This window comes from Bradyrhizobium sp. Kon37 (assembly GCF_055807535.1).
Genome location: NZ_JBVVOY010000019.1, coordinates 105321 through 130072, shown reverse-complemented (window position 1 = coordinate 130072; position 24752 = coordinate 105321). Strand labels below are relative to the sequence as shown.

Genomic DNA, 24752 nt, shown 5'->3' with positions numbered 1-24752 from the left:
CGAGATCGCACCATGAACGCCGCCTCCTACGTCATCCCGCTTCCGACCCAGGCTTCCCTTCCCGTCGTCGGGGAAAGCGGGCGTTATCCCGTGCGCCGCATCTGGTGCGTCGGTCGCAACTATCTCGAGCACATCCGCGAGATGGGCAATGACGAGCGCGCCCCGCCGTTCTTCTTCGCCAAGCACGCCGACATGCTGGTGCCCGACGGCGCCACCATTCCCTATCCGCCGCTCACCAAGGATTTGCATCACGAGGTCGAGCTGATCGTCGCGATGAAGAGCGGCGGCCTCAACATTCCCGCCGACAAGGCGCTCGACCATGTCTACGGCTATGCCGTCGGCATCGACCTGACCCGCCGCGACCTGCAGATCGCCTCGCGCAAGAAGGAGCGTCCGTGGGAGGTCGGCAAGTCGTTCGACTATTCGGCGCCCTGCTCCGCGGTGCAGCCGGCATCGAAGATCGGCCACCCCGCCAAGGGCAAGATCTGGCTCACGGTCAACGGCAAGGAAGCGCAGAAGGGCGACCTCACCGAGCTGATCTGGAACGTGCCCGAGATCATCTGGCAGCTCTCGCAGCAGGTGAAGCTCGCCGCCGGCGACATCATCATGACGGGCACGCCGGCCGGCGTGTCGCAGCTCCAGCCCGGCGACAAGCTCGAATGTGGCGTCGACGGCGTCGGCACGCTGAAGGTCTCGATCGGCCAACCCGAGTAAGGCTCACGGCGGCTCTAACTAAGAAGGCCCCGGGCATGTCCGGGGCCTTTTGCATTTCGCTGGCGGACGATGCCGATCTACCAGGCCTTCACCGGCCGATCGGCGTGGCTTGTCTGCGGCACACCGCGATTGAGCGACATGTGGGAATGCACGCACAGCCAACCATCGCCATGTCTTGAAAACACCATCGTGGCCCGGCCGGGGCGCGGAAACGCGCTGCCGTCGGGATGATAGCCCGTGCTCGTCCACGGCACGATCACGGTCGCCATCGTGCCATCGGACGATGCCAGGATCGAGGCCTGGTCGATGACGAAACGGAAGTCGGCCGTCTTGGGCCAGACGTTGTCCCATTGCGTGGTGACCCATTGGTCGAGGCCGGGAATGACGTCGTTGTGTGTTCCGAAGGCCAGCACATCCGGATGGAAGAGCGGCCGCGCCGAAGCGTAGTCGACCTCGCGGACATAACTTGCGAAGGTCTCCAGCCATTGGCGAAAGAACTGCGTGATCTCGGCATTCGCGGTCGGCAAGGAGGCCATCGCCTGCTCCATGTTCGGCAACTCAATCGCGGCAATCTTTGTTGCCATGAGGCGAACCGTCCAGCAAGATATGTGGAGAGCACCGGTGGAGATCGATCGACGAGCCGGGCCGATTTCATGGAGCCAGACTCATGAGACGCCTTCTCCTGCTTGCGGCCACGCTTATCGTCTCGTGCAACGTCGCCAGCGCGCAGTCCGGTCAGCCCTATGCCGGCCTTGAGCATCGCCCCATCAAGGCGCTGTCGCAGCAGCAGATCGACGATCTTCGAGCCGGACGTGGCATGGGCCTGGCGCTTGCCGCCGAGCTCAATGGTTATCCCGGTCCGAGCCATGTTCTTGAGCTCGGTGATCGGCTTGATCTGACCGCGGATCAGCGCATCCAGGTTCAGCGCCTGTTCGAGGCCATGAAGCAAGAGGCGGTCCCGCTGGGTAACAAGCTGGTCAAGCAGGAAACGGAGTTGGACCGGCTCTTCTCTGCCCGCGTCGTGACATCGGAGTCACTCAAGGCGACCCTCGTTGCCATTTCGGAAACCCAGGCACTGCTCCGCGAAAGCCACCTCAAATATCATCTGTCGACAACCGCCTTGCTCGACCAGAGCCAGATGCAGCGATACGCGGAGCTGCGAGGTTACCAACGCCCCGATAGCTCCGAAGCACACAAGCACCATCACTAGACGCGGTCATCGCAGCGCCGACAGCACGATGAAGCCGAGGATCAGCGCCGTCAGCGAATTTCTACGTGTAGTAGACGTTGCGATTCCATTCCTTGAGCCAAGAAGGGCGCCGCCCCGCCGGATCCTGATTTACTCAGCTTCGCCTGCCAGCGCATGGGCGCGCTCGGCGTCGGCATCTCGGAGGCGTCACTGAAGGCCACGCTCGGCGAACCGCACCGCAAGCTGCCGCCAGCGAACAACGCCACGAACTATGTGTACTTCCTCGATAAGGCCGATCAGTCTCCTATCTCGCCGCAACCGTGAAAGCGAACCGCGTGATCGCGCTTCAGGTCAGCGGGCCGGCACCCGCCCCCGGCTACAGCTTCAACCAGATCAATCTCGGCGACAGCACCGAGAAACTGATGGCGCAGTTCGGCGGCCCCTTCCATGTCGGGCCGAGCGGGCTGGAGAAGACCGAACTCTGGACCTATCACCCATGGCCCTTCTCATTCGAAGTGCAGGCGGACCGTGTCACGTCAATCCGGATCAGCGATCCGACGGTCCAGTAAATAGATTGTACGGGGCCCTGGTCACGCCCGTGACAGGGCCTGGAGACCCTTGAAGGTCAGGCGCTTGGGGTCGGTGACGCCGGCGAGATACAGGCGGCGGATGAACGCGATGACGGCGTCGCGGTCGCAATCGGTCAACGCGACGACGGCGTCGACCGCGATTCTCTGGGCTTCCATTGGGCTCACCTCGGCCTTGCAAGTAACCCCGGCCGAGACAGGCTAGGACTCCGCGGTTAATCCGGCGTTAACCGTTCGGGCAGCATGGCTGATTCAGCCTAGCGGCCGTATACGCAAAACAACGCATTGGCGGTTGCGATCCTTAGCGGGCGCCGATGCGCTTCTTCAGGAGGGAAACGACGCCGGGTGCGGCGTCGCTCACCGCGGAGGAGACTATCTTGTGCTGTTCGGGCTCGGCGGCGACGCAGTTGTTCTTGCGCTCGCGATCGATCTGAAGCTGGCGCTTACCACGTGCAAAACACGACGGCGGCGATCAGGAATATTGCATCACGCCGTCGTCGATCCGGCCGAACCGCAAGGAGACGATGTCGAGCGCGTAGTTCTGGTAGAGCCGCCACGGCTGCTTCGAGCCTTGCTTCGGCATATTTGCGACCGAGCGCTGCACATAACCCGAGGTGAAATCGAGCGATGGCTGCGCCGTGATCGTGGGATCGTCATTATGCGGCATGCACTGCCGGAAATTGTGCCGGTCCATATAGTTGATGAGGCGGCAGACATACTCGCAGGTGAGGTCGCATTTCAGCGTCCATGATGCGTTGGTGTAGCCGAAGGCGGAGGCCATGTTAGGCACGTCGGCATACATCATGCCTTTGTAGGTCAGCGTATTGGCGAAATCGACGGTGCGGCCGTCGACGCTCACCTCCAACCCGCCGACGACCTGGAGCACCAGTCCCGTCGCGGTCACGATGATGTCCGCCGCAAGCTCGCTGCCGTCCTTCAGGCGGATGCCGCCCTGGGTGAACATGTCGATCTCTTTAGTCACCACGGAGGCGCGCTGCTCGCGGATCGCCTTGAACAGATCGCCATCCGGCACGAGGCAGAGCCGCTGGTCCCAGGGATTGTAGCGCGGCGTGAAATGGGTCGCGACGTCGTAATCGGGACCGAGCGCCATCTGCACGCCCTTGAGAACCAGCTCCTTCACCTTCGCAGGGCGGCGCCGACTGAGCTGGAAGAAGAACATCCCCCACATCACGTTGCGCCAGCGGATCAGGTGATAGGCAAGCCGCGTCGGCAGATTGCGCCGCAATCTGTTGGCGACGGGATCCTGCGCCGGCCGTGACACCACATAGGTCGGCGAGCGCTGCAGCATGGTGACCTGCGCGGCGGTCTTGGCGAGCTCCGGCACCAGCGTCACCGCAGTCGCGCCCGAGCCAATCACGACGACGCGCTTGCCTGCGCAGTCGATGTCGTCGGTCCATTTCTGCGGATGCACGATGCGGCCGGCGAAATCGGCGACGCCCGGAAACTCCGGCGTATATCCGGCCTCGTATTTGTAATAGCCCGAGCACATGAACAGGAAATTGCAGGTGAAGCGCACGATTTCTGCCACGCCCTCGCCGGTGATGCGCTCGGCCTCGACGGTCCAGCGCGCCTCACTCGTCGACCACGCCGCACGCTTGACACGATGGTGGAAGCGGATGTGCTTCTCGATGCCGTTCTCGGCCGCGGTTTCGCGAACGTAGTTGAGGATTTGCGCGCCGTCGGCGATCGCCTTCGGATCGGTCCACGGCTTGAAGGAATAGCCGAGCGTGAACATGTCGCTGTCGGAGCGGACGCCGGGATAGCGAAACAGGTCCCAGGTGCCGCCGATGCAGTCGCGCCCCTCGAGGATGACGTAGCTCTTGCCCGGACATTTGGTCTGCAGGTGGAAGCCCGCGCCGATGCCGGACAGGCCGGCACCGACGATCAGCACGTCGAAATGTTCTTGCGACATTTGTTTCCTCCGCTGTCAACGATTGTCTGACCGGGACGATCCCTCGTCAACTAGCAATCGACCCTGACACAACCGCGAGGAAACACGTGCGTCGCACTCAAAAACAACAAAGCCCCGGATCGCTCCGGGGCTCTGCGTCGATGATCGATGTGATCAGCGGATCAGTAGCGGTAATGGTCCGACTTGTACGGACCTTCCTGCTTGACGCCGATGTAATCGGCCTGGTCCTTGCGCAGCTCGGTGAGCTTGACGCCGATCTTGGCGAGGTGCAGGCGCGCGACCTTTTCGTCGAGCGACTTCGGCAGCACGTACACTTCCTTCTTGTACTTGCCGTCCTTGTTGTTGGCGAAAAGCTCGATCTGCGCCAGCGTCTGGTTGGTGAAGGAGGCCGACATCACGAAGGACGGATGGCCCATCGCATTGCCGAGGTTCACGAGGCGGCCTTCCGACAGCATGATGATGCGATGCTTGTCGGGGAATTCGATCTCGTCGACCTGCGGCTTGATGTTGGTCCACTTCAGGTTACGCAGACCCGCGATCTGGATCTCGTTGTCGAAGTGACCGATGTTGCAGACGATGGCGCGATCCTTCATCGCGCGCATGTGCTCGATCGTGATGATGTCCTTGTTGCCGGTCGCGGTGACGAAGATGTCTGCGCGGGGCGCGGCGTCTTCCATGGTCACGACTTCATAGCCTTCCATCGCCGCCTGCAGCGCGCAGATCGGATCGACTTCGGAGACCAAGACGCGGCAGCCGGCCTGGCGCAGCGAGGCGGCCGAACCCTTGCCGACGTCGCCGAAGCCCGCGACCATCGCGACCTTGCCCGACATCATCACGTCGGTGCCGCGGCGGATGCCGTCGACCAGCGATTCACGGCAGCCATAGAGGTTGTCGAACTTCGACTTGGTGACGCTGTCGTTGACGTTGATGGCCGGCCATAGCAGCGTGCCGGCCTTCTGCATGTCATAGAGACGATGCACGCCCGTGGTGGTCTCTTCGGAAACGCCCTTGATGCTCTTGGCGATCTCGGCGAAGTAGCCCTTCGGCTTCTCCTTGAGCTGCTTCTTCAGAAGCGCGAAGAAGACTTCCTCTTCTTCCGAGCCCGGCTTGTCCAGGAATTTGGTGTCGCCGTTCTCGGCGCGCAGACCGAGATGGACGTACATGGTGGCGTCGCCGCCGTCGTCGAGGATCATGTTCGGGTGACCGCCGCCGTGCCAGTCGAACAGCTTGGCGGTGTAGTCCCAGTACTCGGTAAGGCTCTCACCCTTGACGGCGAACACCGGAATGCCGGCGGCTGCGATCGCCGCCGCGGCGTGGTCCTGCGTCGAATAGATGTTGCAGGAAACCCAGCGGATGTCGGCGCCGAGCGCGGCCAGCGTCTCGATCAGCACGCCGGTCTGGATTGTCATGTGCAGCGAGCCGGCGATGCGCGCGCCCTTCAGCGGCTGCTTCGGGCCGTACTCCTCGCGGGTGGCCATCAGGCCGGGCATCTCGGTCTCGGCGAGGGAGAGCTCCTTGCGGCCGAAATCGGCGAGCGAAATGTCCTTGACGATGTAATCGGTGAAGCCGGGCTTCGCGTTCATGTCTGTTTCCTAGTGGTGGGTCTGGCGTGTCAGTAACGAAGCAAACGAAGCGCCTTGCGGCACAGTCTTCTCCCTCTCCCCGTTCTTACGGGAGAGGGCTGGGGTGAGGGCTCCATCCGCGCACTGAGCCAGTGGAGAGTCCCCCTCACCCGCCGCTTCGCGGCGACCTCTCCCCGCAAGCGGGGCGAGGTAAGAGCGTTTAGACCGCGCGCTTGAGCGCTTCGACGAGATCGGTCTTCTCCCAGGAGAAGCCGCCCTCGTTGTCGGGGGTACGGCCGAAGTGGCCGTAGGCGGAGGTGCGCGCGTAGATCGGGCGGTTGAGATCGAGATGGCTGCGGATGCCACGCGGGGTGAGATCCATCGCCTTGGCGGCGGCCTTCTCGAGCTGTTCCTCCGACACCTTACCGGTGCCGTGGGTGTCGATGTAGATCGACAGCGGACGCGCCACACCGATGGCGTAGGCGAGCTGTAATGTGCAGCGATCCGCAAGACCGGCCGCGACGATGTTCTTGGCGACGTAGCGGGCAGCGTAAGCCGCGGAGCGGTCGACCTTGGTCGGATCCTTGCCGGAGAACGCGCCGCCGCCGTGCGGGGCCGCGCCACCATAGGTGTCGACGATGATCTTGCGGCCAGTCAGGCCGGAATCGCCGTCGGGACCGCCGATGTAGAACTTGCCGGTCGGGTTGATGTGCCAGATGGTCTTCGCAGTGATCCATTCCTTCGGCAGCGCCTCGCGCACGTAGGGCTCGACGATGTCGCGAATTTGCTTGGACGAGATGTCCTCGACGAGATGCTGATGCGACACCACGATCTCGCGCACGCCGACCGGCTTGCCGTTCTCGTACTGCACGGTGACCTGGCTCTTGGAGTCCGGGCCCAACACCTTCTCGCGGCCGGAGTGGCGCGCTTCCGAGATGAGGCGCAGGATCTTATGGGCGTAGAAGATCGGCGCCGGCATCAGATCCGGCGTCTCGTTGGTGGCGTAGCCGAACATGATGCCCTGGTCGCCCGCGCCCTCTTCCTTGACTTCGCCCGGCTGCAGCGCATCCACGCCCTGCGCGATGTCGGCGGACTGCGGATGCAGCAGGATCTCGATGTCGGCCTTCTGCCAGTGGAAACCTTCCTGCTCGTAGCCGATGTCCTTGATCGCGGCGCGCACGACGCCTTCGATCTGCTCGTTGGTGACGGATGCAGGACCGCGGGTCTCACCGGCGATCACGACCTTGTTGGTGGTCGCGAGCGTTTCGCAGGCGGCGCGAATTTGCCAGGGATCGATGCCGGCTTTCGGTCCTTCGCGGTAGAACAGATCGACGATCTCGTCGGAGATCCGGTCGCACACCTTGTCCGGATGGCCTTCGGACACGGACTCGCTGGTGAAGAGATAGGACGCGCGCATCAGTAACCCCTTGTTCCGCCGCTAGCTGGCGGGCGTTGCGATATTTAGCTTTGAATGATGTCAATCACGCCGGCGCGAGATGACGTAGGATTCGTCGAGAAACCAGAGCCCATTGTACTTTCGCAGCACGTCCCTGGCGGCATCCAGAGTGCGGCCGTTTTGAGTCATTTCCGTCAACCGGTCGTCCTCAATCTGAGCGACGTACACCGCCGCATTCCACGCTGCAAAGGCCGTCGAGGTGCCGATAGAGCCTGTCACCTCGTTGGGCAGAGCTTCCATATCATACCTGAAGATCGAGCGGTTATCCGCATAAGCATTAAAATTTAAGTCGCGGCCCACCGAGCCGAGCTCGTACTTCACCGCGCGCAATAGCTCATGACGGCTCACAGAGAAAGGGTTTTCTCCGGGCCAGATCGCCTGGATCATCTCCATGCCCGGATCCTGCCCGTGGGAGTGAATTCCGATCAGGCGGCCGCCTGCCCGCAAGGCCCGCGCCAGGGGCGCAATGATCCGTTTTGCCCGGAAATTGACCGAGGACAGCGCCCGGTATGGCTGGGATGCAATAACGAGATCGAAATTGGCCTCGGCCTGGCCCGGCCGCGGAATGGTCGAATCGAGCAAAAACCGCTGATCTTCACGGTAGAGCACCAGCACGACAGGCCGCTCATAGAGCGGCATCCCCGTGCGCGGGCTGACCGCTGCCCGCCAGTTCTGCTCCAAAAACGGCTTCAGCTCCGCGATTTGCGTCTCGAACTCGCCCGAGGAAGCCCCCCGCAGGGGAACCTCGTGCCAGACTGTCGCGGCGGCCGCCGCGGGCGATGCCGGCGTGAGCCAGGGCGCCTCCGCGTAAAGCATGTTGGTAAAAACGAACACCGAGGCCGGATGCTCGAAAATGCGATCCGGCACCTTGTCCAGCGTCAGGCGGAGGTCCTCGAGACTGAGCTCCTTGCCGGCGACATAGAACGGCATGTGCGGAAAGCGCTGATGCATCGCGCGCAGCACGCGCGCCAGCACCGTGCCGTCGCCAACGCCGGCATCGAACACGCGCAGCGCCGGCGGCCGCGGATGAATGCTGGCAAGCTCCAGCGCCACCCGCTCGGCGACCACCCGCTTCTCACTGCAAGTGTGGACGAACAGCAGGTATTTCTGCCGGTTCTCGAAAAAGCGGAAATTGCCGCGCGGATCGCGCTTTTCCGGGGGCACCTGAAGTCCCCGCGGGGGAGGCACGCCGCCGGCCATCGATGCGGCCATGTAGGCCTGGATTCGGTCCAGCGTGTCGATCGTGATGCGCTTGCCCTCGCGCAGGCGGTGCACGAGCTTCCCATCGTTCACCGCGCGCCGGCCAAACGTCGATTCCGCCATGTCCGCCTTGCGGCAGAACTCGGTGATTTGGCTCAGGATTTCGTCATTCTTCATGAAGTGGGACGCAGTGGGCAGAAGGATTGGGTAACGCCTCGTAGCAAAATCTGCCCACTGAGGGAATAGGGGATAGAGCCGCCCCCGTTGCCGTGTGCACAACAGCGAGGCCGTGAACCACCTTCCCCTGCCGGGCAACAAACAGACGCCTCTCCTCTACGGGACCACCGCCATGCGTCGCCTGCTCGTCGCGCTCTGCCTGCTCGCCGCAACGCTATGGTCGGCGCCCGCTTTTGCGCAGGCGCGCAACCAGCTTGGGCCGCTCTGCACCACCGACACCACGCCGGCGGACCAGATGATCGACGCCTGCAGCAAGATCATCGCGCTGAAGGTGTTCAAAGGCGAGCAGCTCGCAACGGTCTACTTCTGGCGCGCGGTGGGCTGGAACAAGAAGGGCGATTACGCCAAGGTCATCACCGACGCCACGGAAGCGATCAGACTCCAGCCGAACCAGGCAGTCTATAATCTCAGGGGATCGGCCTACTACGACAGAGGCGAGTACGAAATCGCGATTGCCGATTTCGACGACGCGCTGAAGCTAGGCCCGCCGAGCGGTATCATCTTCCACAATCGCGGCAATGCCTGGCGCGGCAAGGGCGACTACGCCAAGGCCATTGCCGATTACGATATGTCGATCAAAGCCGATCCTAGATCGGCATTCTCGTACCAGAACCGCGGCATCGCGAAGGAGGCGCTCGGCGACCTCGACGGCGCGCTCGCCGACATCAACCAGGCGATCCGACTCGACCCGACGCTGCCGCAGCCGCTGATCAACCGGACCGCGATCTGGCGTGTCAGAGGCGATTACGATCGCGCGATTGCCGACGGCAGCGAAGCGATCCGGCTCGCAAGGGAGAAGCCGCCGGTCAACATCATGACGCCGCCGAACAGCGTTCTGGTCTCGGGCTACACCCATCGCGCGCTGGCCTATGAGGCGAAGGGCGACTACGCGCACGCGAGCGACGACTACAAGGCCACGCTGGCGATCGCAGCTTCCGATGCCGGCAGCAAGGCCAATCAAGCCACCGCAAAGGTGCGGCTGTCGCTGATCACCGACGCTAGCGTGCCGATCCCGCGCGATGCGCCGTCATCGACGACCGAGCCGGCACACGCATCGGCTCCCCAGCAGACCGGTGGCGCCCCCTCGCCTGCTCCGGCCGCGCGCGGCACGCGCATGGCGCTGATCATCGGCAACGGCGCCTATGCGCATGTCAAGGCGCTGCCCAATCCCCCCAATGACGCGCGCGCCGTCGCGAAGAGCCTGCGCGATATCGGCTTCACTGTGTCAGAAGGCGTCGATCTCGACCGCGCGGCGATGCAGAAGATGACGCGTGACTTCTTGCGGGAGGCGGCGCGGGCGCAGGTCGTGGTAGTCTACTATGCCGGCCACGGCGTGCAGGTCGACGGCCGCAACTATCTCATTCCCGTCGACGTCGAGCTCAAGCCGGGCGCGAGGATGACGGACGCGATGATCGACATGGACACGATCATGGCCGGCCTCGACGACCAGGTCCGCACCAACATTTTGATCTTCGATGCCTGCCGCAATAATCCGATGGCACAGCAGGTCGCATCGGCCGGCACCAGCCGCGCCATCGAAGCTGCCTCGGGTCTCGCGGCGCCAACGAGTCTCGGAGCCGGTGCGACGCTCGGCGCCGGCACACTGATCGCTTTCGCCACTGCGCCGGGCCAGGTCGCGCTCGACGGCGAAGGCGCCAACTCGCCGTTCTCCGCCGCGCTCTCCCGCCATCTCGGCACGCCCGGCCTGGAAGTGCAGCAGATGCTGACGCGGGTGCGGGCCGAGGTGGTGTCGACCACGAAGAACAAGCAGGTGCCGTGGTCGAACTCGTCGCTGCTGGGAGAGGTTTATCTGGCGGAGAAGTGAGGGGCGTTTGTATCCCGCTTATCAGGAGCGCGATGCCACCCGCCACTCGTTCGGTGTCATCGCCCGGCTTGACCGGGCGATCCAGTAGCCCGAGATAGCGAGAGATGCGGAAACGCTGCGGCGTACTGGATTCCCCGCCTGCGCGGGGAATGACAATGAGCGAGTGGAGCCTTATTGACCCCACACTTCCTTCGCGATCTCCACGGCGAGGCTGAGCTTGGCCCACTGCTCCTCTTCGGAGAGGACGTTGCCCTCCTCCGTCGACGCAAAACCGCATTGCGGGGAGAGTGCGAGTTGCTCCAGCGGGGCGAACTTGGCGGCTTCCTCGAGACGGCGCTTGATGGCGTCCTTGTTCTCGAGTTCACCGAACTTCGAGGTGATGACGCCGACCACGACGACCTTGTTGCCCTTGGGCAGGAAGCGCAGCGGCTCGAAGCCACCGGCGCGGTCGCTGTCGTATTCGAGGAAATAGCCGTCGTAATTGGTGCCGGCGAGCATGGTCTCGGCAACCGGCTCGTAGCCGCCTGAGGAAATCCAGGTCGAACGGAAATTGCCGCGGCAGACATGCGTCGTCACCACCATGTCGGCGGGCTTCTCGGCCAGCGCGTAGTTGATGACGCGCGCATAGATCTGCTGAAGGCCTTCCGGATTGTCGCCGCGCTCGCGCGCCTTCTGCAATTCGTCCGGCGAGCAGAGATAGGCCCACACGGTATCGTCGAACTGGAGATAGCGGCAGCCGGCGTCGTAGAACGCCTTCACGGCCTTGCGGTAGGTCTTGCCGAGGTCTTGGTAGAAGGCGTCGAGATCGGGATAGACGTCCTTGGAGATCGCCTTGCGGCCGCCACGGAAGTGCAACACCGCCGGCGACGGGATCGTCATCTTCGCGGTGACGTGGGCCTGGTCGGCGACCTTCTTCAGGAAGCGGAAGTGATCCAGCATCGGGTGGTCATCGGGGAAATCGAGCTTGCCGATCACGCGCACTGCGTCGTGCCGGGTCTCGACGCCCGCGAACTGGATGCCGGTGTCGGGATGGAACATTTCGCAGCCGGTGAGCTTGGCCAGGAAATCGAAATGCCACCAGGAGCGGCGGAATTCGCCGTCGGTTGCGAGCTTCAGGCCGAGCGAGGCCTGCTTATGCACGACCTTCTCGATCTCCATGTCCTCGATCTTGCGCAGATCGTCGGCCGAGATCTCGCCCTTCTCCAGCCTGGCGCGGGCTTCCTTGATCTTGGCGGGGCGCAGGAGGCTGCCGACCTCGTCGGCGCGGAAGGGGGCTTTGGTTCGCTGCATTTCTTACTCCCAGTTATTTTTAGTGGGCCGCCGCCCCTGCGACGCCGAGGTGGCGCTCGAGGACCGACGGGTCGGCCTTCAGCGCGGCGCTCGGGGCGTCGTGGACGATCGTTCCGCGCTCCAATATCACAACACGGTCTGCCAGCCCCAGAATCTTTTGGGCATTCTGCTCGACGATGATCGAGCAGATGCCGCCCGCCCGGGTGATGGTCCCGATCGCTTTCAAGAGCTCCTCGACGATGATGGGGGCGAGGCCCTCGGTCGGTTCGTCCAGGAGAAGCACTTTCGGATTGAGGGTCAGTGCGCGGCCGATCGCCAGCATCTGCTGCTCGCCGCCGGAGAGCTGGTTGCCAAAATTGCTCCGCCGCTCCTTCAGCCGCGGGAACATCTCGTAAACCCTCTCGATGGTCCAGGGGCCAGGCTGGGCCACTGCGGACATGTTCTCCTCCACCGTGAGCGAGCGGAAGATGTTGCGCTCCTGCGGCACCCAGCCGATCCCGGCGCGCGCCCGCTGGTCCGGCCGCAAGGTCGTGACGTCGGTACCGGCCAGCCCGACAGTGCCGGAGAAGCGACGGGTGACGCCGACGATCGAATTGATCAACGTGGTTTTGCCGGTGCCGTTGCGCCCCAACAGCGCCAGCACCTGGCCTTCGGCGAGGCGCAGGGACATGTTCGGCAGCACCACGGCCTCGCCGTAGCCAGCGCGAAGCGAGTCGATCGCGAGCAGGTCAGACATTGACCGCCTCCTCGCCGAGATAGACCGCCTTGACCTGCGGGTCGCGCGCGACCTGCTCGGGCGGGCCTTCGGTGAGCAGCGCGCCGGAGACCAGGACAGAGATGCGGTCGGCGAAGGAGAACACGAGGTCCATGTCGTGCTCGATCAGCAGCACCGTGACGTCGCGCGGCAAGCTGCCTACGACGGCGAGAATGTCATGGCGCTCGCTCTCGGGCACGCCGGCGGCGGGCTCGTCCAGCAGCAGCACGCGCGGCTTGGCGGCGATCGCGACCGCGATCTCGAGCAGGCGCTGCTTGCCGTAAGGCAGCGTCACCGTCTGTTCGTTCATGACATCGAGCAGGTGGAAGCGCGTCAGGAGGTCGGCGATCTCGCCATTGACGTCGCTGCGCGTACCCATCCGCCGCCACCAGTCACCGCCATGGCCGAGGCGCTCGGAGACAGCGAGACCGATGGTCTCGAGCGGGGTCAGGTCGGGATAGAGCTGGTTGATCTGGAAGGTACGCGACAAGCCGCGCAACACGCGCTTGTGCACGGGCAGATCGGTGATGTCCTGGCCTTCGAGCAGGATGCGGCCCGAGTTCGGCTTGAGCACGCCGGTGAGCTGGTTGATGACCGTGGTCTTGCCGGCGCCGTTCGGGCCGATCAGCGCGTGGCGGGCGCCTTGTTCGATTTTTAGCGACAAGTCGCGGGTGACGCGCAGACCACCGAACTGCTTTTCGAGATTCTGGGTTTCGAGCGCGATGGTCATGCATCGCTCTCCGGCACGGCGACGACGGCCTTGCGCCCGGCTATCTGCTTGATGACCAGATTGGGCACATACAGCATCCAGCGATGCAGGCGCTGCCGACCGACCAGGACGATCACGACCAGCACGAGGCCGATCCAGAACTGCCAGTATTGCGGGGTGATGGTGGAGAACAATTCCTGCAGCATGCGGAAGAGCACCGCGCCGATCAGCCCGCCATAGAGATAGCCGGTGCCGCCGATCACGAGCACCAGCATCAGGTCCGCCGAGCGCTCGAAGGCGAACACGTCGAGCGAGGCGATCGCGGTGGTCTGGGTGAACAGTGCGCCTGCGATGCCGGCATAGAACGCCGCGAGCGTGTAGATCGCAATCAGGCGGCGGTTGACGGGAATGCCGATCGCGGCCGCGCGCAGCGGATTGTTCTTGATCGCGCGCAACGACAGCCCGAACGGCGAATGCACGACGCGGCGGGCGAACAGGAACAACAGAAACAGAACGGCGAGCGAATAGAAAAAGCCGGTCTTGCCGAACATGTCGAACGGGATCTCACCGAAGATCGGCTGCATCTCGATACCCTGCAGGCCGTCGGTGCCGCCGGTGATGTTGGAGAAGCGTTCAGCCAGCGCCTCGAGCAACAACGCGATGCCGAGTGTCACCATCAGCCGCGTCAGGTCGACGCCGCGGATCACCAGGAAGCTGGTGGCGAAGCCGAGCACCATCGCGACAAGGCCTGCGACGACAAGCGCAAGCACGGGCTCGTTGATGATCCCGTGCAGCGCAAGAAGCCCCGCCGCGTAAGCACCGGCGCCAAAGAAGGCGGCATGGCCGAGCGAGACGATGCCGGCGTAGCCGAGGACGAGATCCAGAGACATCGCAAACAGCGCCAGCCGCAGGATGTCGGTCATGATCAGGTAGCGCGTGGGAAATACGAAGCCGCAGGCCAGCACGATCAGCCAGAAAGCGGCCTCGCCATAGTGCCAGCGGGCCTGGCGCTGGGCGTGATAGCCGACGTCGGAGGAGGCGCTCATCGGCGAACTCAACGCGCGGCCGTGCGGCCGAACAGACCGTTCGGGCGCCAGATCAGGATCACGATCATCATGGTGTAGATCACGAAAGGTCCCATCTTCGGGACGTAATATTTGCCGGCGACGTCGCCGATGCCGAGCAGCAGGGAGGCCAGAAACGGGCCGGTGATCGAGGACGAGCCGCCGACGGTGACCACGATCAGGAAGTAGATCATGAACTTCAGCGGAAAGTACGGGTCGAGGCCGAGGATCTCGGCGCTCAGCGCGCCGCCGAGACCGGCCAGGCCGCAGCCAAAGGCAAATGTGAAGGCGAACACCTGCGGCACGTTGATGCCGAGGCCGCTCGCGGCGCGGGGATCGTCGACCGCGGCCCGCAGGCGGCTGCCGAACCGCGTCTTCGCCAGCACCATCTGAAGCGCAATGGTGAGCAGCCCGCAGATCACGATGATCATCAGCCGGTAGCGGCCGATGCCGACGCCAAACAGGTCGAACTGGCCCTGGAGCGCGGTCGGCAAGTTGATGAAGACCCGCGAGGAGCCCTGGATGTAGTCGACGGCCGCGACCGACATGAACGTGAGGCCGATCGTGAACAGCACCTGGTCGAGATGGCTGCGCGCATAGAGGTGTCGATATAGCGTGCGCTCGAGCACAATGCCGATCGCAGCAGAGGAGACGAAGGCAAGCGGCAATGCAGCGAAGAATGGCCAGCCCATCCGGTTGACCAGCACCATGCAGACATAGCCGCCAGCCATGGCGAAGGCGCCATGGGCGAGGTTGACGAAGTTCATCAAGCCGAGCGTGACCGCGAGCCCGCAAGCCAGCACGAACAGCAGCATGCCGTAGGCAACGCCATCGAACAGGTTGGTGAGGATTGAGGTCATCGTCTCAGCTTGGAGTTGGGCGTCATGGCCGGGCTTGTCCCGGCCATCCACGTTCTTGGTTCGGTTCTCGCGTGGATGCCCGGGTCAAGCCCGGGCATGACGAGAGTGGTGGGCGAGATCCCCGATGCGCGCTAATGCGCGCGGGGATGACGCGCTTTCGCGCGTCACTTCTTGGTCTTGCCGAGATCCTTGACGGCCTCGAAGGTCGCGAACTCGACGTTGTAGAGCTCGCCGTCAACCTTCTCGACCTTGCGGATGTAGATATTCTGCACGATGTCGCGGGTCTCGGGGTCGATCGAGATCGGGCCGCGCGGGCTCTCCCACTTCTGGCCCTTCATGGCTTCGACCAGCTTGGTGCCGTCGGTGTCGCCATTGGTCTTCTTCAGCGCTTCGTAGATCAGGTGAATGCCGTCATAGCCGCTCACCGCCATGAAGCCCGGCCGGTTTCCGTACGCCTTCTTGTAGGCCGCGACGAAATCCTTGTTCATCTGCGAGGGATGCGCCGCGGAATAGAGGTGCGCGGTGACCGTGCCCAGCACGGCGTCGCCCATGTTGTTGAGGAGGTCGTCGTCGGTCACGTCACCCGGTCCGATCACCTTGATGCCCGCCTTGTCGAGCCCGCGTTCGGCATACTGCTTCATGAAGTTGCCGCCCTGACCGGCCGGCACGAACACGAAGATCGCGTCGGGCTTGGCATCCTTCATACGCTGGAGGAACGGTGCGAAATCCGGATTGGCAAGCGGCGTCTTCACCTCCTCGACCACCTCGCCGCCACCGGCGGTGAAGTTCTGCTTGAAGAAGTTGAGCGCGTCATTGCCCGGTGCGTAGTCCGAGGTCAGCGTCGCCACCTTCTTGATGCCGTTTTTCACCGCCCAGTCGGCGATGATGGTGGAGGACTGCGCCAGCGTGAAGCTGGTGCGCACGATATAGGGCGAGCGCTCGGTGATGATGGAGGTGCCGGCTGCCATCACGACCTCCGGGATCTTGGCTTGCGTGGCCAGCGGCGCCGCCGCGAGCGCGGCCGGGGTCACGCCGAAACCGGCGATGAAATGGACCTTGTCGTTGACGATCAGCTCCTGCGCGGCAGTCTTGGTCTTGTCGGGAATCGCAGCATCGTCCTTGAGGATGATCTCGATTTTCTTGCCGGCGACGGTGTCGCCCTTCTGCTGCATGTAGAGCTTGATCGCGTTCTCGATCTGCTTGCCGGTCGAGGCCTGGCCGCCGGTCATCGGCAGGATCAGGCCGACCTTGACGCTGTCCTCGGCCTTGGCCGGAGCGATGGCCACCAGGCCCGCGATGGCGGTAGCTGCTGCGGCCCAAACAGTCGTACGAGACAGTTGTTTGCGTTCGAACATCAGATGTCCCTCCCCTTCATTCCTGATCTCTTGTGCGCCGGACCGAGTGCCCGGTCCTTGTCTTAAGTCGAGCTCACGCACGCGTGATGTCGCGCGCCACATGGCGTCTTTCGCGCCCTTATTGTCAATCGGACGTTTGGCGACCATTCGGCGCAAGCCGAGCCTTCCGATTGCCGACGGCAGAAGCGATATCGGTCACGTCCGGGTAACCCCGGCATCACGATTGCGGCCGCGATCTTTTGTACGATTGTACAAACAAAATGGACCTGTCAACGAAAAAACCCTATCTCCGATCAAACCACTTTTGTCGCTAGGCCCTTGCCGCAGTCTAGAAACGCTGTCAGCCGAGGGGATGGAGGATTTCGTCTTTTGTTTGCAGAATTTGAACATCGGCAAGGCCAGAGTCGGCACAATCCGGTATCAAATTACCTACCTCGAATAAGTCTATTTTACCTGTTGAAGGCTACTCTCCCGACGACAGCCTGACTTGGCGTCCAAAACGACTGACCTCGCGCCCCCGTACAATGCCCAGATCCTGTTGTTCCCTCCTGATCCTCCTCGCGCTCTCCGCGGGCCTGTCCGGCTGCGGCACCGTCAACGAAAAGCTCTCGTCCGGCATGGGCGACTACGTCCCGCAATGGGCCGGCGGCTTGCCGGCGGACGCCCCGCCGCGGGCGGGCACGCCGCAATACGATGCCTTCATGAAGGAGCGCGAGCGCAAGCGGCTGATGCCTGCAGCGGATCGCGAAAAGGAAGAGCAGGCGCAAAAGGGCGCAACGGGCTCAGCGTCCGGCGCTGCGGTGCATTAAGTCGCGCCCCCTCGCCGCTTGCGGCGAGAGGTGGGGACAAATCAATCCACGAACACCACGGTCTTGCGGCCGTTGAGGATGACGCGGTCGTTGAGATGGTAGCGGATCGCGCGCGCCAGCACGCGGCGCTCGATGTCGCGGCCCTTGCGGACGAGATCCTCAGGCGTGTCGCGATGGCTGATGCGCTCGACGTCCTGGTCGATGATCGGGCCCTCGTCGAGGTCGCGCGTGACGTAATGCGCGGTGGCGCCGATCAGCTTGACGCCACGCTCATGAGCCTGGTGATAGGGTTTTGCGCCCTTGAAACCCGGCAGGAACGAGTGGTGGATGTTGATGCAGCGTCCCGACAGATTTGCCGAGAGATCGTCGGACAATATCTGCATATAGCGGGCGAGCACGACGAGATCCGTCCCGGTCTTGGCGACGAGATCGAGGATCTGCGCCTCCTGCTCGCGCTTGGTCTCTTTCGTAACAGGGAGGTAGTGGAACGGAACCCCGCCGAAATCGAGCCCGTCATAGACCTCGCGCGGATGATTGGAGACGATTGCGGCCAAAGTCATCGGCAGCTCGCCGATGCGCCAGCGATAGAGGATGTCGACCAGGCAGTGGTCGGACTTCGACACCAGCAGCATCACCTTGCGATGCGCGGCCCGATCGCGCATCTGCCATTCCATGCCGAAACGCTCGGCGATCGCGGTAAAGCCGGTCTGGAGCGCCGACAGCTCCACGGCGAGATCGGCGGCGGTGAACACCACCCGCATGAAGAACTTGTTGGTCTCGGTGTCGTCGAACTGTTGGGCGTCGAGGATGTTCTGTCCGGAATTCGCCAGGAAGGTCGACACCGCCGAGACGATGCCGGGACGATCCGGACAGGACAGGGTCAGGACATATTGATGATCGGGCATGGTCTTTGAAACAATGGGCCTTGATGAAGGTTTGGGGCAGCGGCTGCGGAACGACCCGCGATTTGCGCCCTGCTCTATCACCCTCCCCACCTTGCGCCAATCCCGACCGTGGAGTCAGGATGAACGCACCATTGCTTTGACTGACCGGAGTAGGCTCATGGCCGACCGCTTGAACGGCACCCGAATCCTGATCCTGGAAACGCGCGAGGAGGCGCAGTTTTCGAAGCTGCTGGCCGAGCAAGGCGCCGAGGTCGTGCAATGCCCGATGTTCACCATCCAGGATGCACCGGACCCCGCCCCGGTCGAGGCCTGGATCCGCCGCTCCATCGACAAGCCCTTCGACGATCTGGTGTTGATGACCGGCGAAGGGCTGCGGCGGATCATGAAGCTCGCCGTCGCGCGAGGGCTCGACCAGGCTCTCGTGGCGGCGCTTGCCAGATCACGAAAATTCACCCGCGGCCCCAAGCCCGGCAAGGCACTGCGCGAAATCGGACTCGAGGCGCAGCAGACCACGGAGAAGCCAACCACCGAGGGCGTGATCGAGATGCTCGGCAAGCTCGATCTGAAGGGGCACCGCCTCGGCCTTCAGCTCTATCCCGACAAGGATCACAGCGCGCTGACCGGTGCGCTTGCCGCGCAAGGTGCCGAGGTCGATAGTGTGCTGCCTTATGCTTACGATTCCAAGGCGGCGGATGCCAACATCGTCACCGCCATCGACGACATGGCCGAAGGGCGGATCGATTCCATCGCGCTGACCAATCTTGGCCAGGTGCGCCGCCTGATTGAGGCCGCGAAGGCACATGGCAGCGAAGCGAAGCTGCGCGCAGGCCTTGAGCGGACGCTGATCGCGTCAGTGGGACCTGCTGTCTCGGGCGAGCTCGCGGCGCACGGCCTACGGACCGACGTCTCGCCTGCCGATGAAGCCTACTTCATGCGGCCGCTGATCTCGGCGATGGCCACTGCGCTCCTGGAGCGGAAATCGAGAACCGCTGCGAGCTAGGAGCAGAGCGCGGGAGCGGCCTGCAGCTGCCCCCGATTGACACAAGCGTCACCGGCGCTACGGTCTCGCACAGAAGAAGAAACAACAAGGCAAGGGAATCGCCGTGATACCCGTCGTCGAGACTTGAGCACACCCGCACGCCCCTCCGCGCTCGCGCCATTTCGCATCCGCAATTATCGTTTCCAGTGGCCGTCCGATCTGCTCACCTCCTGGGCGTTCGAGATCGAGACGCTGGTGCTCGGCTGGTACATCATGGTTGAGACCGGCTCGGTGCTGCTGCTCACCGTGCTCGCATCGCTCCAGTTCGTCGGGACATTGGTGGCACCGGTGTTCGGCATGATCGGCGACCGCATCGGTCATCGCGATCTCCTGGTCGCGATGCGTCTTGCCTATATGGTGCTCGCGTCGACCATCATGACTCTGGCGCTGACCGGTCACCTGACCCCGCCAGGTGTCATGATCATCGTCGCAATCATGGGCCTGATTCGCCCCTCGGACCTCGGCGTTCGCGGCGCGCTGCTTGCCGAGATCATGCCGGCCGAGCAACTGGTGGGCGCCATCAGCGTTGCGCGCACGACCCAAGACAGCGCGCGCATCGCCGGCGCGTTGACAGGCGCCGGACTGTTCGCGGTCCTCGGCATTGGCCTCGTCTACGTGGTGATCGTCTGCCTCTATCTCGCGGCCGCCCTGCTCATGCTCTGCCTGACCCGGCCGGAACGGACCATTGCCACAACTCATCTTCCGGCAGACAGCCGCGCCGTTTCGAGATTGCTGGGCGATCTGAAGGAAGGGATCGTCTACGCCTGGAATGGCGCGGGGATGCGCGCGGCGCTATGCGTCGCCTTCCTGGCCAACCTGACCGCCTTTCCTTTCACCGGCGGATTGCTGCCCTACATCGCGCGGGACATCTTTCACACCGACCAGACCGGCCTCGGTTATCTCTCGGCGAGCTTCGCCGTCGGCTCGCTGATCGGCTCCATCACGCTCAGCCTCGTCAGCGGATTGCGCATTGCCCGGCTCCTGATCGGCGCGACGCTGGCCTGGTACGCCATGCTGCTGGTGTTCGTCGAGATCAGGACCATGCCGGTGGCGATGGCCTGCCTTGTGCTCGCCGGCATCGCCCAGAGCATGTCGATGATATCAGCTGCCGTGATCCTGATGCGGACGGCCAGCGCACACCTTCGCGGCCGCGTCATGGGCGTGCGCATGATGGTGATCTACGGCCTGCCGATTGGGCTGCTCGCGGCCGGCAGCCTGATCGACGTCATCGGCTATTCCGCGACGGGGTCGCTCTATGCCGTCTCGGGGCTCATCGCAATGATGGCGATCGCCGTGCGCTGGCGCGCCGACCTCTGGCCGGTGCACGCCCCTGCCAATGGGCGATGACGAACGAGGAACTTTAGTCTCCGTAACCGCGCAACCGCTCGATATCGAGAATGGTGACGCCGCCATATTCGAGCCGCAGCAGCCCCTCTTTCTCCAGCCGGTTCAGCGCGCGGTTGGCATTCTGGCGGGACATGCCGGAAAGCGCGCCGATCTCCTCCTGGGTGATCTCCAGATGCGCGGTGGATTCCGGATAGAGGATCGGATTGAACAGCGAGGCGATGCTACGGGCAAGCCGCGCGGTGGCATCGAGCGTGCGGTTGACTTCGAGCATGCCGATGAACTGACCGAGCCGCTCGTTGAGCTGGCGCACCAGGAAGCGGTTGAAGCCGACGCTGTTCTCGAACAGCCACATGAAGGCGCTACGCTCCATCAGCGCGACGCGGCTGTTGCGCAGCGCGACGACATCATAGCGGCGCGGCTCGTTCTTGAGCACGCTGCCCTCGCCGAACCAGGCCCCCGCCGTCAGCCCGGCAAGACTCGTCTCCTTGCCGTCGCGCGAGATCCCGCCCATCCGGGCAAGCCCAAAGACCATGCCGGCCCAATAGTCGAACGTGTCGCCGCGCATGAAGACCGTCTCGCCGGTGCCGTAGGACCGCTCCGTGATCCCGGCGCGAGCGACCTCGATCTCCGCCGGCGTGAGCTCGCGCGACCAGGCAGCGACGCGCTTCAGTTGATCCTCTGAAATCATGATCCCGAAGCCAGCCGCACCGTTCGTCACTCCTGCTCTGCTGCAACGCAGCATAACCGTTTCGATCACCATCCGACCAAAGATGGAGGTTGCTCCCATCCGAAAACTTTGTCGCAGAATTGTCAGGCGGGAGACATTTCAAAATAGCGCTTTCCCCTATTGAGGACCACCTCGGGCGATGCGGCTTTTGATCCCAACGGGAACGAGAGTGGCGCGGCTCCGGTCGAGACCATCTGCTGCATGGCCTCACCGGCACGGCCGTACTAGGATCGCCCGACAGAACGGACGAAGAGCGCCACTGAATGCGCCATCACCGGGAGGGATCTGTTTGGTGGCTACCAGTCTTGAAGTGCGCGGCGTGTCCTTGCGATTCGGCGGCGTTCGTGCGCTGACCGATGTCGGCTTCGCCATCAGGGAAGGCGAGCTGTTCTCGATCATCGGCCCCAACGGCGCCGGCAAGACCTCGATCGTGAACTGTATTTCCGGCCGCTACAGGCCGACCGAAGGCCAGCTGTTCTACCAGGGCCGCGACATCACCGGCCTGACGCCCAACGCGCGCGCGTCGCTCGGCATCGGCCGCACCTTCCAGAACCTGGCGCTGTTCCACCACATGAGCGTGCTCGACAACGTCATGGTCGGCCGCCATCACCTCCTGAAGAACAATTTTCTCACGGGCTCGCTGTACTGGCTCACCGGCGCGCGCAAGGAAGAGCTCGAGCACCGCCGCAAGGTCGAAGAAATCATCGATTTCCTCGATCTCCAGTCGGTACGAAAGGCGCCGGCCGGCACCCTGTCCTATGGCCTGCGCAAGCGCGTGGAGCTCGCGCGCGCCATGGCGCTGGAGCCGCGCCTCATTCTGCTCGACGAGCCGATGGCCGGCATGAACTTCGAGGAGAAGGAGGACATGGCCCGCTACATCGTCGATCTCAACGAGGAGTTCGGCATGACCGTGGTGATGATCGAGCACGACATGGGCGTGGTGATGGACATATCCCACCGCGTCATGGTGCTGGATTTCGGCCGGAAGATCGCCGAGGGCGATCCGGCCGCCGTGCTCGCTGATCCCCACGTCAGGCGCGCCTATCTCGGCGAAGAGGACGAGGTGCTGGTCGACCCTGACGATGCTCCGCCGGCGCAGGAGAGCGCGGCATGATGGATTACGCAGGCCGCGTCGCGCAGGCCGACACCTATCCGAAGATGCTCCGGCTCAATGCGAAGGAGTACGGCAACGAGATCGCGCTGCGCGAGAAGGATCTCGGGCTGTGGCGCCCGTTCACCTGGAACGCCTACCAGACGCGGGTGCGCGATTTCGCGCTCGGCCTGATCGAACTGGGCCTTGGGCGCGAAGATGTCGTCGGCATCATCGGCGACAACCGGCCGGACTGGGTCGCGGCGGAAATCGCGACCCACGCGATCGGAGGCTTGAGCCTCGGGCTCTACCGCGACGTGCTCGACGAGGAAGCCTCTTATCTCCTCAATTATGGTGAGGCGCAGCTCGTTTTCGCCGAGGACGAGGAGCAGGTCGACAAGCTGCTCACCCTGGCCGACCGCGTCCCAAAGCTGAAGCACATCATCTATTCCGATCCGCGCGGCATGCGGAAATACGACGATCCGCGCTTGATGTCGGCGGAGACGTTTGCCGAACTCGGCCGGGCGCGGGCTACGCGCGAGCCGGAACTTTACGACCGGCTGGTGGACGCGACCAAGGGCGAGGACGTCGCGATCCTCTGCACGACGTCCGGGACCACCTCGCATCCAAAGCTCGCGATGCTCGCCGCCGGCCGCGTGCTCGGCCACTGCGCGACGTATCTGGCTTTCGACCCGAAAGGGCCGGACGACGAATACGTGTCAGTGCTGCCGCTGCCCTGGATCATGGAACAGGTCTATGTACTCGGCAAAGGCCTCTTGTGCCGGATGAAGATCAACTTCGTCGAAGAGCCCGAGACCATGATGAACGATCTGCGCGAGATCGCACCGACGTTTGTCCTGTTTGCGCCGCGCGTTTGGGAATCGATCGCCGCCGACGTTCGCGCCAGGGTGATGGACGCAACGCCGTTCAAGCAGCGCCTGTTCGACATCGGCATGAAGAGCGGGCTTGCCGCGCTCGAACAGGGCGAGCGTTCCGGCTTTGCCGACGCGATCCTGTTCCGTGCATTGCGCGACCGCCTCGGCTTCACCCGCCTGCGTTCAGCCGCAACCGGCGGCGCGGCACTCGGGCCCGAGACCTTCAAGTTCTTCCAGGCCATGGGCGTGCCGCTGCGCACGCTCTACGGCCAGACCGAGCTGCTGGGGGCCTACACGCTGCATCCCGCGGGCAAAGTCGATCCCGACACCACCGGCGTGCCGATGGCCGACAGCGTCGAAATCCGCATCGACAATGCCGATGTTCACGGCGTCGGCGAAATCGTGGTGCGGCATCCCAACATGTTCCTCGGCTACTACAAGAACCCGGAGGCGAGCGTCGCTGATCTCAGGGATGGCTGGATGCTGTCCGGCGACGCCGGCTATTTCAACGCGAATCGCCAGCTCGTGGTGATCGACCGCATCAAGGACCTCGCCGAGACCTCGCGCGGCGAGCGCTTCTCGCCGCAATTCATCGAGAACAAGTTGAAGTTCTCGCCTTATATCGCGGAAGCCGTGGTGCTGGGCTCGGGGCGCGACGCGCTCGCCGCAATGATCTGCATCCGCTACTCCATCATCTCCAAATGGGCTGAGAAGACCCGGCTCTCGTTCACGACCTACAGCGACCTGGCCTCGCGGCCCGAGGTCTACGCACTGCTCCGCAAGGAGGTCGAGACCGTCAACGCCACGCTGCCGCCAGCGCAGCGCATCTCGCGCTTCCTGTTGCTCTACAAGGAGCTCGACGCCGACGACGGCGAGCTCACCCGCACGCGAAAAGTGCGCCGCAGCGTCATCAACGAGAAATACGAAGGCATCATCGACGCGATCTACCGCGGCCAGGCCGACATCCCTGTCGACACCATGATCCGCTTCCAGGACGGCACCACGCAAAGGGTGCGGACAACGCTGCGAGTGGTGGATCTCGGCGGACCGGGGCATTTGGCGGAGGCCGCCGAGTGAGCCTACTTCGAACCGAGAGCGCGATGCGGATCCATGCGCCCTCTCCCCTTGTGGGAGAGGGCATCTCCGCAGCCCGCTCCACCCTCACTTCGGTGAGGGGTCCTCTCTCCGCGCGTTCACTGCGGAGACAACCCCTCACCCGTCTTCG

24 protein-coding genes are annotated in these 24752 nt (G+C 63.7%); 10 read left to right on the top strand and 14 right to left on the bottom strand.

Annotated elements, in window-relative coordinates:
- Nucleotides 1–12 precede the first annotated feature (12 nt).
- Nucleotides 13–714 (top strand): fumarylacetoacetate hydrolase family protein, encoded by a 702-nt coding sequence (locus AC0L3J_RS28285; RefSeq protein WP_085383345.1) that lies wholly within the window; start codon nucleotides 13–15, stop codon nucleotides 712–714.
- Between the two features lie 77 nt (nucleotides 715–791).
- Here the strand turns inward: AC0L3J_RS28285 and AC0L3J_RS28280 are convergent, their stop codons facing one another.
- Nucleotides 792–1250, bottom strand: a complete 459-nt coding sequence (locus tag AC0L3J_RS28280) for a YybH family protein (protein ID WP_456769858.1) — start codon at nucleotides 1248–1250, stop codon at nucleotides 792–794.
- 131 nt (nucleotides 1251–1381) lie between these two features.
- On the opposite strand from AC0L3J_RS28280, the gene AC0L3J_RS28275 reads away from it, so the two are divergent.
- The 3 genes from AC0L3J_RS28275 (at nucleotide 1382) to AC0L3J_RS28265 (ending at nucleotide 2472) form a co-directional block, all read left to right on the top strand.
- Entirely contained in the window at nucleotides 1382–1924 is a 543-nt protein-coding gene (locus AC0L3J_RS28275; RefSeq protein WP_473349153.1) for a hypothetical protein, read from the top strand.
- A 153-nt stretch (nucleotides 1925–2077) separates the two neighbouring features.
- Nucleotides 2078–2227: a hypothetical protein gene (locus AC0L3J_RS28270; RefSeq protein WP_473349152.1), complete on the top strand. Its 150-nt coding sequence runs from the start codon at nucleotides 2078–2080 to the stop codon at nucleotides 2225–2227.
- Nucleotides 2224–2472: a hypothetical protein gene (locus AC0L3J_RS28265; RefSeq protein WP_473349151.1), complete on the top strand. Its 249-nt coding sequence runs from the start codon at nucleotides 2224–2226 to the stop codon at nucleotides 2470–2472. Before AC0L3J_RS28270 ends, AC0L3J_RS28265 begins: the two co-directional genes overlap by 4 nt.
- Before the next feature lie 21 nt (nucleotides 2473–2493).
- Here the strand turns inward: AC0L3J_RS28265 and AC0L3J_RS28260 are convergent, their stop codons facing one another.
- The 5 genes from AC0L3J_RS28260 to AC0L3J_RS28240 all read right to left on the bottom strand — a co-directional run bounded on the left by AC0L3J_RS28260 (nucleotide 2494) and on the right by AC0L3J_RS28240 (nucleotide 8818).
- On the bottom strand, nucleotides 2494–2649 hold the full coding sequence (locus AC0L3J_RS28260; protein ID WP_007612486.1) for a hypothetical protein: 156 nt from the start codon (nucleotides 2647–2649) through the stop codon (nucleotides 2494–2496).
- A 313-nt stretch (nucleotides 2650–2962) separates the two neighbouring features.
- Entirely contained in the window at nucleotides 2963–4423 is a 1461-nt protein-coding gene (locus AC0L3J_RS28255; RefSeq protein ID WP_473349150.1) for a flavin-containing monooxygenase, read from the bottom strand.
- A gap of 161 nt (nucleotides 4424–4584) precedes the next feature.
- A complete protein-coding gene (gene ahcY / locus AC0L3J_RS28250) occupies nucleotides 4585–6006 on the bottom strand; it encodes an adenosylhomocysteinase (RefSeq protein ID WP_027566812.1) in 1422 nt (473 codons plus the stop codon).
- A 199-nt stretch (nucleotides 6007–6205) separates the two neighbouring features.
- Nucleotides 6206–7402: a methionine adenosyltransferase gene (gene metK, locus AC0L3J_RS28245; RefSeq protein WP_007601978.1), complete on the bottom strand. Its 1197-nt coding sequence runs from the start codon at nucleotides 7400–7402 to the stop codon at nucleotides 6206–6208.
- 60 nt (nucleotides 7403–7462) lie between these two features.
- Entirely contained in the window at nucleotides 7463–8818 is a 1356-nt protein-coding gene (locus tag AC0L3J_RS28240) for a hypothetical protein (protein WP_456769074.1), read from the bottom strand.
- Nucleotides 8819–8990: 172 nt separating this feature from the next.
- On the opposite strand from AC0L3J_RS28240, the gene AC0L3J_RS28235 reads away from it, so the two are divergent.
- Entirely contained in the window at nucleotides 8991–10703 is a 1713-nt protein-coding gene (locus tag AC0L3J_RS28235; RefSeq protein WP_473349148.1) for a caspase family protein, read from the top strand.
- Between the two features lie 171 nt (nucleotides 10704–10874).
- Here AC0L3J_RS28235 and AC0L3J_RS28230 read toward each other — a convergent pair whose 3' ends face one another.
- The 6 genes from AC0L3J_RS28230 to AC0L3J_RS28205 all read right to left on the bottom strand — a co-directional run bounded on the left by AC0L3J_RS28230 (nucleotide 10875) and on the right by AC0L3J_RS28205 (nucleotide 16735).
- The gene (locus tag AC0L3J_RS28230) at nucleotides 10875–11993 is read right to left on the bottom strand and encodes a cobalamin-independent methionine synthase II family protein (RefSeq protein WP_473293906.1); all 1119 of its coding nucleotides are present in this window, start codon (nucleotides 11991–11993) and stop codon (nucleotides 10875–10877) included.
- Nucleotides 11994–12012: 19 nt separating this feature from the next.
- Nucleotides 12013–12729 (bottom strand): ABC transporter ATP-binding protein, encoded by a 717-nt coding sequence (locus AC0L3J_RS28225; RefSeq protein ID WP_473349147.1) that lies wholly within the window; start codon nucleotides 12727–12729, stop codon nucleotides 12013–12015.
- A complete protein-coding gene (locus tag AC0L3J_RS28220; protein WP_007612502.1) occupies nucleotides 12722–13477 on the bottom strand; it encodes an ABC transporter ATP-binding protein in 756 nt (251 codons plus the stop codon). Before AC0L3J_RS28220 ends, AC0L3J_RS28225 begins: the two co-directional genes overlap by 8 nt.
- A complete protein-coding gene (locus AC0L3J_RS28215; RefSeq protein WP_473349145.1) occupies nucleotides 13474–14502 on the bottom strand; it encodes a branched-chain amino acid ABC transporter permease in 1029 nt (342 codons plus the stop codon). The genes AC0L3J_RS28220 and AC0L3J_RS28215 overlap by 4 nt, the downstream gene beginning before the upstream one ends.
- Nucleotides 14503–14510: 8 nt before the next feature.
- Nucleotides 14511–15380 (bottom strand): branched-chain amino acid ABC transporter permease, encoded by an 870-nt coding sequence (locus tag AC0L3J_RS28210; RefSeq protein WP_473349144.1) that lies wholly within the window; start codon nucleotides 15378–15380, stop codon nucleotides 14511–14513.
- A gap of 164 nt (nucleotides 15381–15544) precedes the next feature.
- Nucleotides 15545–16735, bottom strand: coding sequence for an ABC transporter substrate-binding protein (locus tag AC0L3J_RS28205; protein ID WP_456769070.1), 1191 nt, complete (start codon nucleotides 16733–16735; stop codon nucleotides 15545–15547).
- Nucleotides 16736–17259: 524 nt separating this feature from the next.
- Between AC0L3J_RS28205 and AC0L3J_RS28200 the strand changes: the two genes are divergently transcribed.
- Nucleotides 17260–17544 carry a hypothetical protein gene (locus AC0L3J_RS28200; protein WP_473349142.1) on the top strand — a complete coding sequence of 95 codons (285 nt, stop codon included), beginning with the start codon at nucleotides 17260–17262 and terminating at the stop codon, nucleotides 17542–17544.
- 41 nt (nucleotides 17545–17585) lie between these two features.
- Here the strand turns inward: AC0L3J_RS28200 and purU are convergent, their stop codons facing one another.
- Nucleotides 17586–18449 (bottom strand): formyltetrahydrofolate deformylase, encoded by an 864-nt coding sequence (gene purU / locus AC0L3J_RS28195; RefSeq protein WP_473349140.1) that lies wholly within the window; start codon nucleotides 18447–18449, stop codon nucleotides 17586–17588.
- Between the two features lie 157 nt (nucleotides 18450–18606).
- On the opposite strand from purU, the gene AC0L3J_RS28190 reads away from it, so the two are divergent.
- On the top strand, nucleotides 18607–19449 hold the full coding sequence (locus AC0L3J_RS28190) for a uroporphyrinogen-III synthase (protein ID WP_473349138.1): 843 nt from the start codon (nucleotides 18607–18609) through the stop codon (nucleotides 19447–19449).
- Between the two features lie 123 nt (nucleotides 19450–19572).
- Nucleotides 19573–20835 (top strand): MFS transporter, encoded by a 1263-nt coding sequence (locus AC0L3J_RS28185; protein ID WP_473349136.1) that lies wholly within the window; start codon nucleotides 19573–19575, stop codon nucleotides 20833–20835.
- A 13-nt stretch (nucleotides 20836–20848) separates the two neighbouring features.
- On the opposite strand, the gene AC0L3J_RS28180 is transcribed toward AC0L3J_RS28185, so the two are convergent.
- Nucleotides 20849–21523 (bottom strand): Crp/Fnr family transcriptional regulator, encoded by a 675-nt coding sequence (locus tag AC0L3J_RS28180; protein ID WP_473349134.1) that lies wholly within the window; start codon nucleotides 21521–21523, stop codon nucleotides 20849–20851.
- A gap of 331 nt (nucleotides 21524–21854) precedes the next feature.
- Here AC0L3J_RS28180 and AC0L3J_RS28175 point away from each other — a divergent pair, with 331 nt between their 5' ends.
- A complete protein-coding gene (locus tag AC0L3J_RS28175; RefSeq protein WP_473349133.1) occupies nucleotides 21855–22676 on the top strand; it encodes an ABC transporter ATP-binding protein in 822 nt (273 codons plus the stop codon).
- Nucleotides 22673–24604 carry an AMP-binding protein gene (locus tag AC0L3J_RS28170; protein ID WP_473349131.1) on the top strand — a complete coding sequence of 644 codons (1932 nt, stop codon included), beginning with the start codon at nucleotides 22673–22675 and terminating at the stop codon, nucleotides 24602–24604. Before AC0L3J_RS28175 ends, AC0L3J_RS28170 begins: the two co-directional genes overlap by 4 nt.
- Nucleotides 24605–24752 lie beyond the last annotated feature (148 nt).

What these genes read in the sequence shown, in the direction of transcription:
- AC0L3J_RS28285 (WP_085383345.1), top strand. Translation starts at nt 13, where the DNA reads ATGAACGCCGCCTCCTACGTCATCCCGCTTCCGACCCAGGCTTCCCTT.
- AC0L3J_RS28280 (WP_456769858.1), bottom strand. Translation starts at nt 1,250, where the DNA reads ATGGCCTCCTTGCCGACCGCGAATGCCGAGATCACGCAGTTCTTTCGC.
- AC0L3J_RS28275 (WP_473349153.1), top strand. Translation starts at nt 1,382, where the DNA reads ATGAGACGCCTTCTCCTGCTTGCGGCCACGCTTATCGTCTCGTGCAAC.
- AC0L3J_RS28270 (WP_473349152.1), top strand. Translation starts at nt 2,078, where the DNA reads ATGGGCGCGCTCGGCGTCGGCATCTCGGAGGCGTCACTGAAGGCCACG.
- AC0L3J_RS28260 (WP_007612486.1), bottom strand. Translation starts at nt 2,649, where the DNA reads ATGGAAGCCCAGAGAATCGCGGTCGACGCCGTCGTCGCGTTGACCGAT.
- AC0L3J_RS28255 (WP_473349150.1), bottom strand. Translation starts at nt 4,423, where the DNA reads ATGTCGCAAGAACATTTCGACGTGCTGATCGTCGGTGCCGGCCTGTCC.
- ahcY (WP_027566812.1), bottom strand. Translation starts at nt 6,006, where the DNA reads ATGAACGCGAAGCCCGGCTTCACCGATTACATCGTCAAGGACATTTCG.
- metK (WP_007601978.1), bottom strand. Translation starts at nt 7,402, where the DNA reads ATGCGCGCGTCCTATCTCTTCACCAGCGAGTCCGTGTCCGAAGGCCAT.
- AC0L3J_RS28240 (WP_456769074.1), bottom strand. Translation starts at nt 8,818, where the DNA reads ATGAAGAATGACGAAATCCTGAGCCAAATCACCGAGTTCTGCCGCAAG.
- AC0L3J_RS28235 (WP_473349148.1), top strand. Translation starts at nt 8,991, where the DNA reads ATGCGTCGCCTGCTCGTCGCGCTCTGCCTGCTCGCCGCAACGCTATGG.
- AC0L3J_RS28230 (WP_473293906.1), bottom strand. Translation starts at nt 11,993, where the DNA reads ATGCAGCGAACCAAAGCCCCCTTCCGCGCCGACGAGGTCGGCAGCCTC.
- AC0L3J_RS28225 (WP_473349147.1), bottom strand. Translation starts at nt 12,729, where the DNA reads ATGTCTGACCTGCTCGCGATCGACTCGCTTCGCGCTGGCTACGGCGAG.
- AC0L3J_RS28220 (WP_007612502.1), bottom strand. Translation starts at nt 13,477, where the DNA reads ATGACCATCGCGCTCGAAACCCAGAATCTCGAAAAGCAGTTCGGTGGT.
- AC0L3J_RS28215 (WP_473349145.1), bottom strand. Translation starts at nt 14,502, where the DNA reads ATGAGCGCCTCCTCCGACGTCGGCTATCACGCCCAGCGCCAGGCCCGC.
- AC0L3J_RS28210 (WP_473349144.1), bottom strand. Translation starts at nt 15,380, where the DNA reads ATGACCTCAATCCTCACCAACCTGTTCGATGGCGTTGCCTACGGCATG.
- AC0L3J_RS28205 (WP_456769070.1), bottom strand. Translation starts at nt 16,735, where the DNA reads ATGTTCGAACGCAAACAACTGTCTCGTACGACTGTTTGGGCCGCAGCA.
- AC0L3J_RS28200 (WP_473349142.1), top strand. Translation starts at nt 17,260, where the DNA reads ATGCCCAGATCCTGTTGTTCCCTCCTGATCCTCCTCGCGCTCTCCGCG.
- purU (WP_473349140.1), bottom strand. Translation starts at nt 18,449, where the DNA reads ATGCCCGATCATCAATATGTCCTGACCCTGTCCTGTCCGGATCGTCCC.
- AC0L3J_RS28190 (WP_473349138.1), top strand. Translation starts at nt 18,607, where the DNA reads ATGGCCGACCGCTTGAACGGCACCCGAATCCTGATCCTGGAAACGCGC.
- AC0L3J_RS28180 (WP_473349134.1), bottom strand. Translation starts at nt 21,523, where the DNA reads ATGATTTCAGAGGATCAACTGAAGCGCGTCGCTGCCTGGTCGCGCGAG.
- AC0L3J_RS28170 (WP_473349131.1), top strand. Translation starts at nt 22,673, where the DNA reads ATGATGGATTACGCAGGCCGCGTCGCGCAGGCCGACACCTATCCGAAG.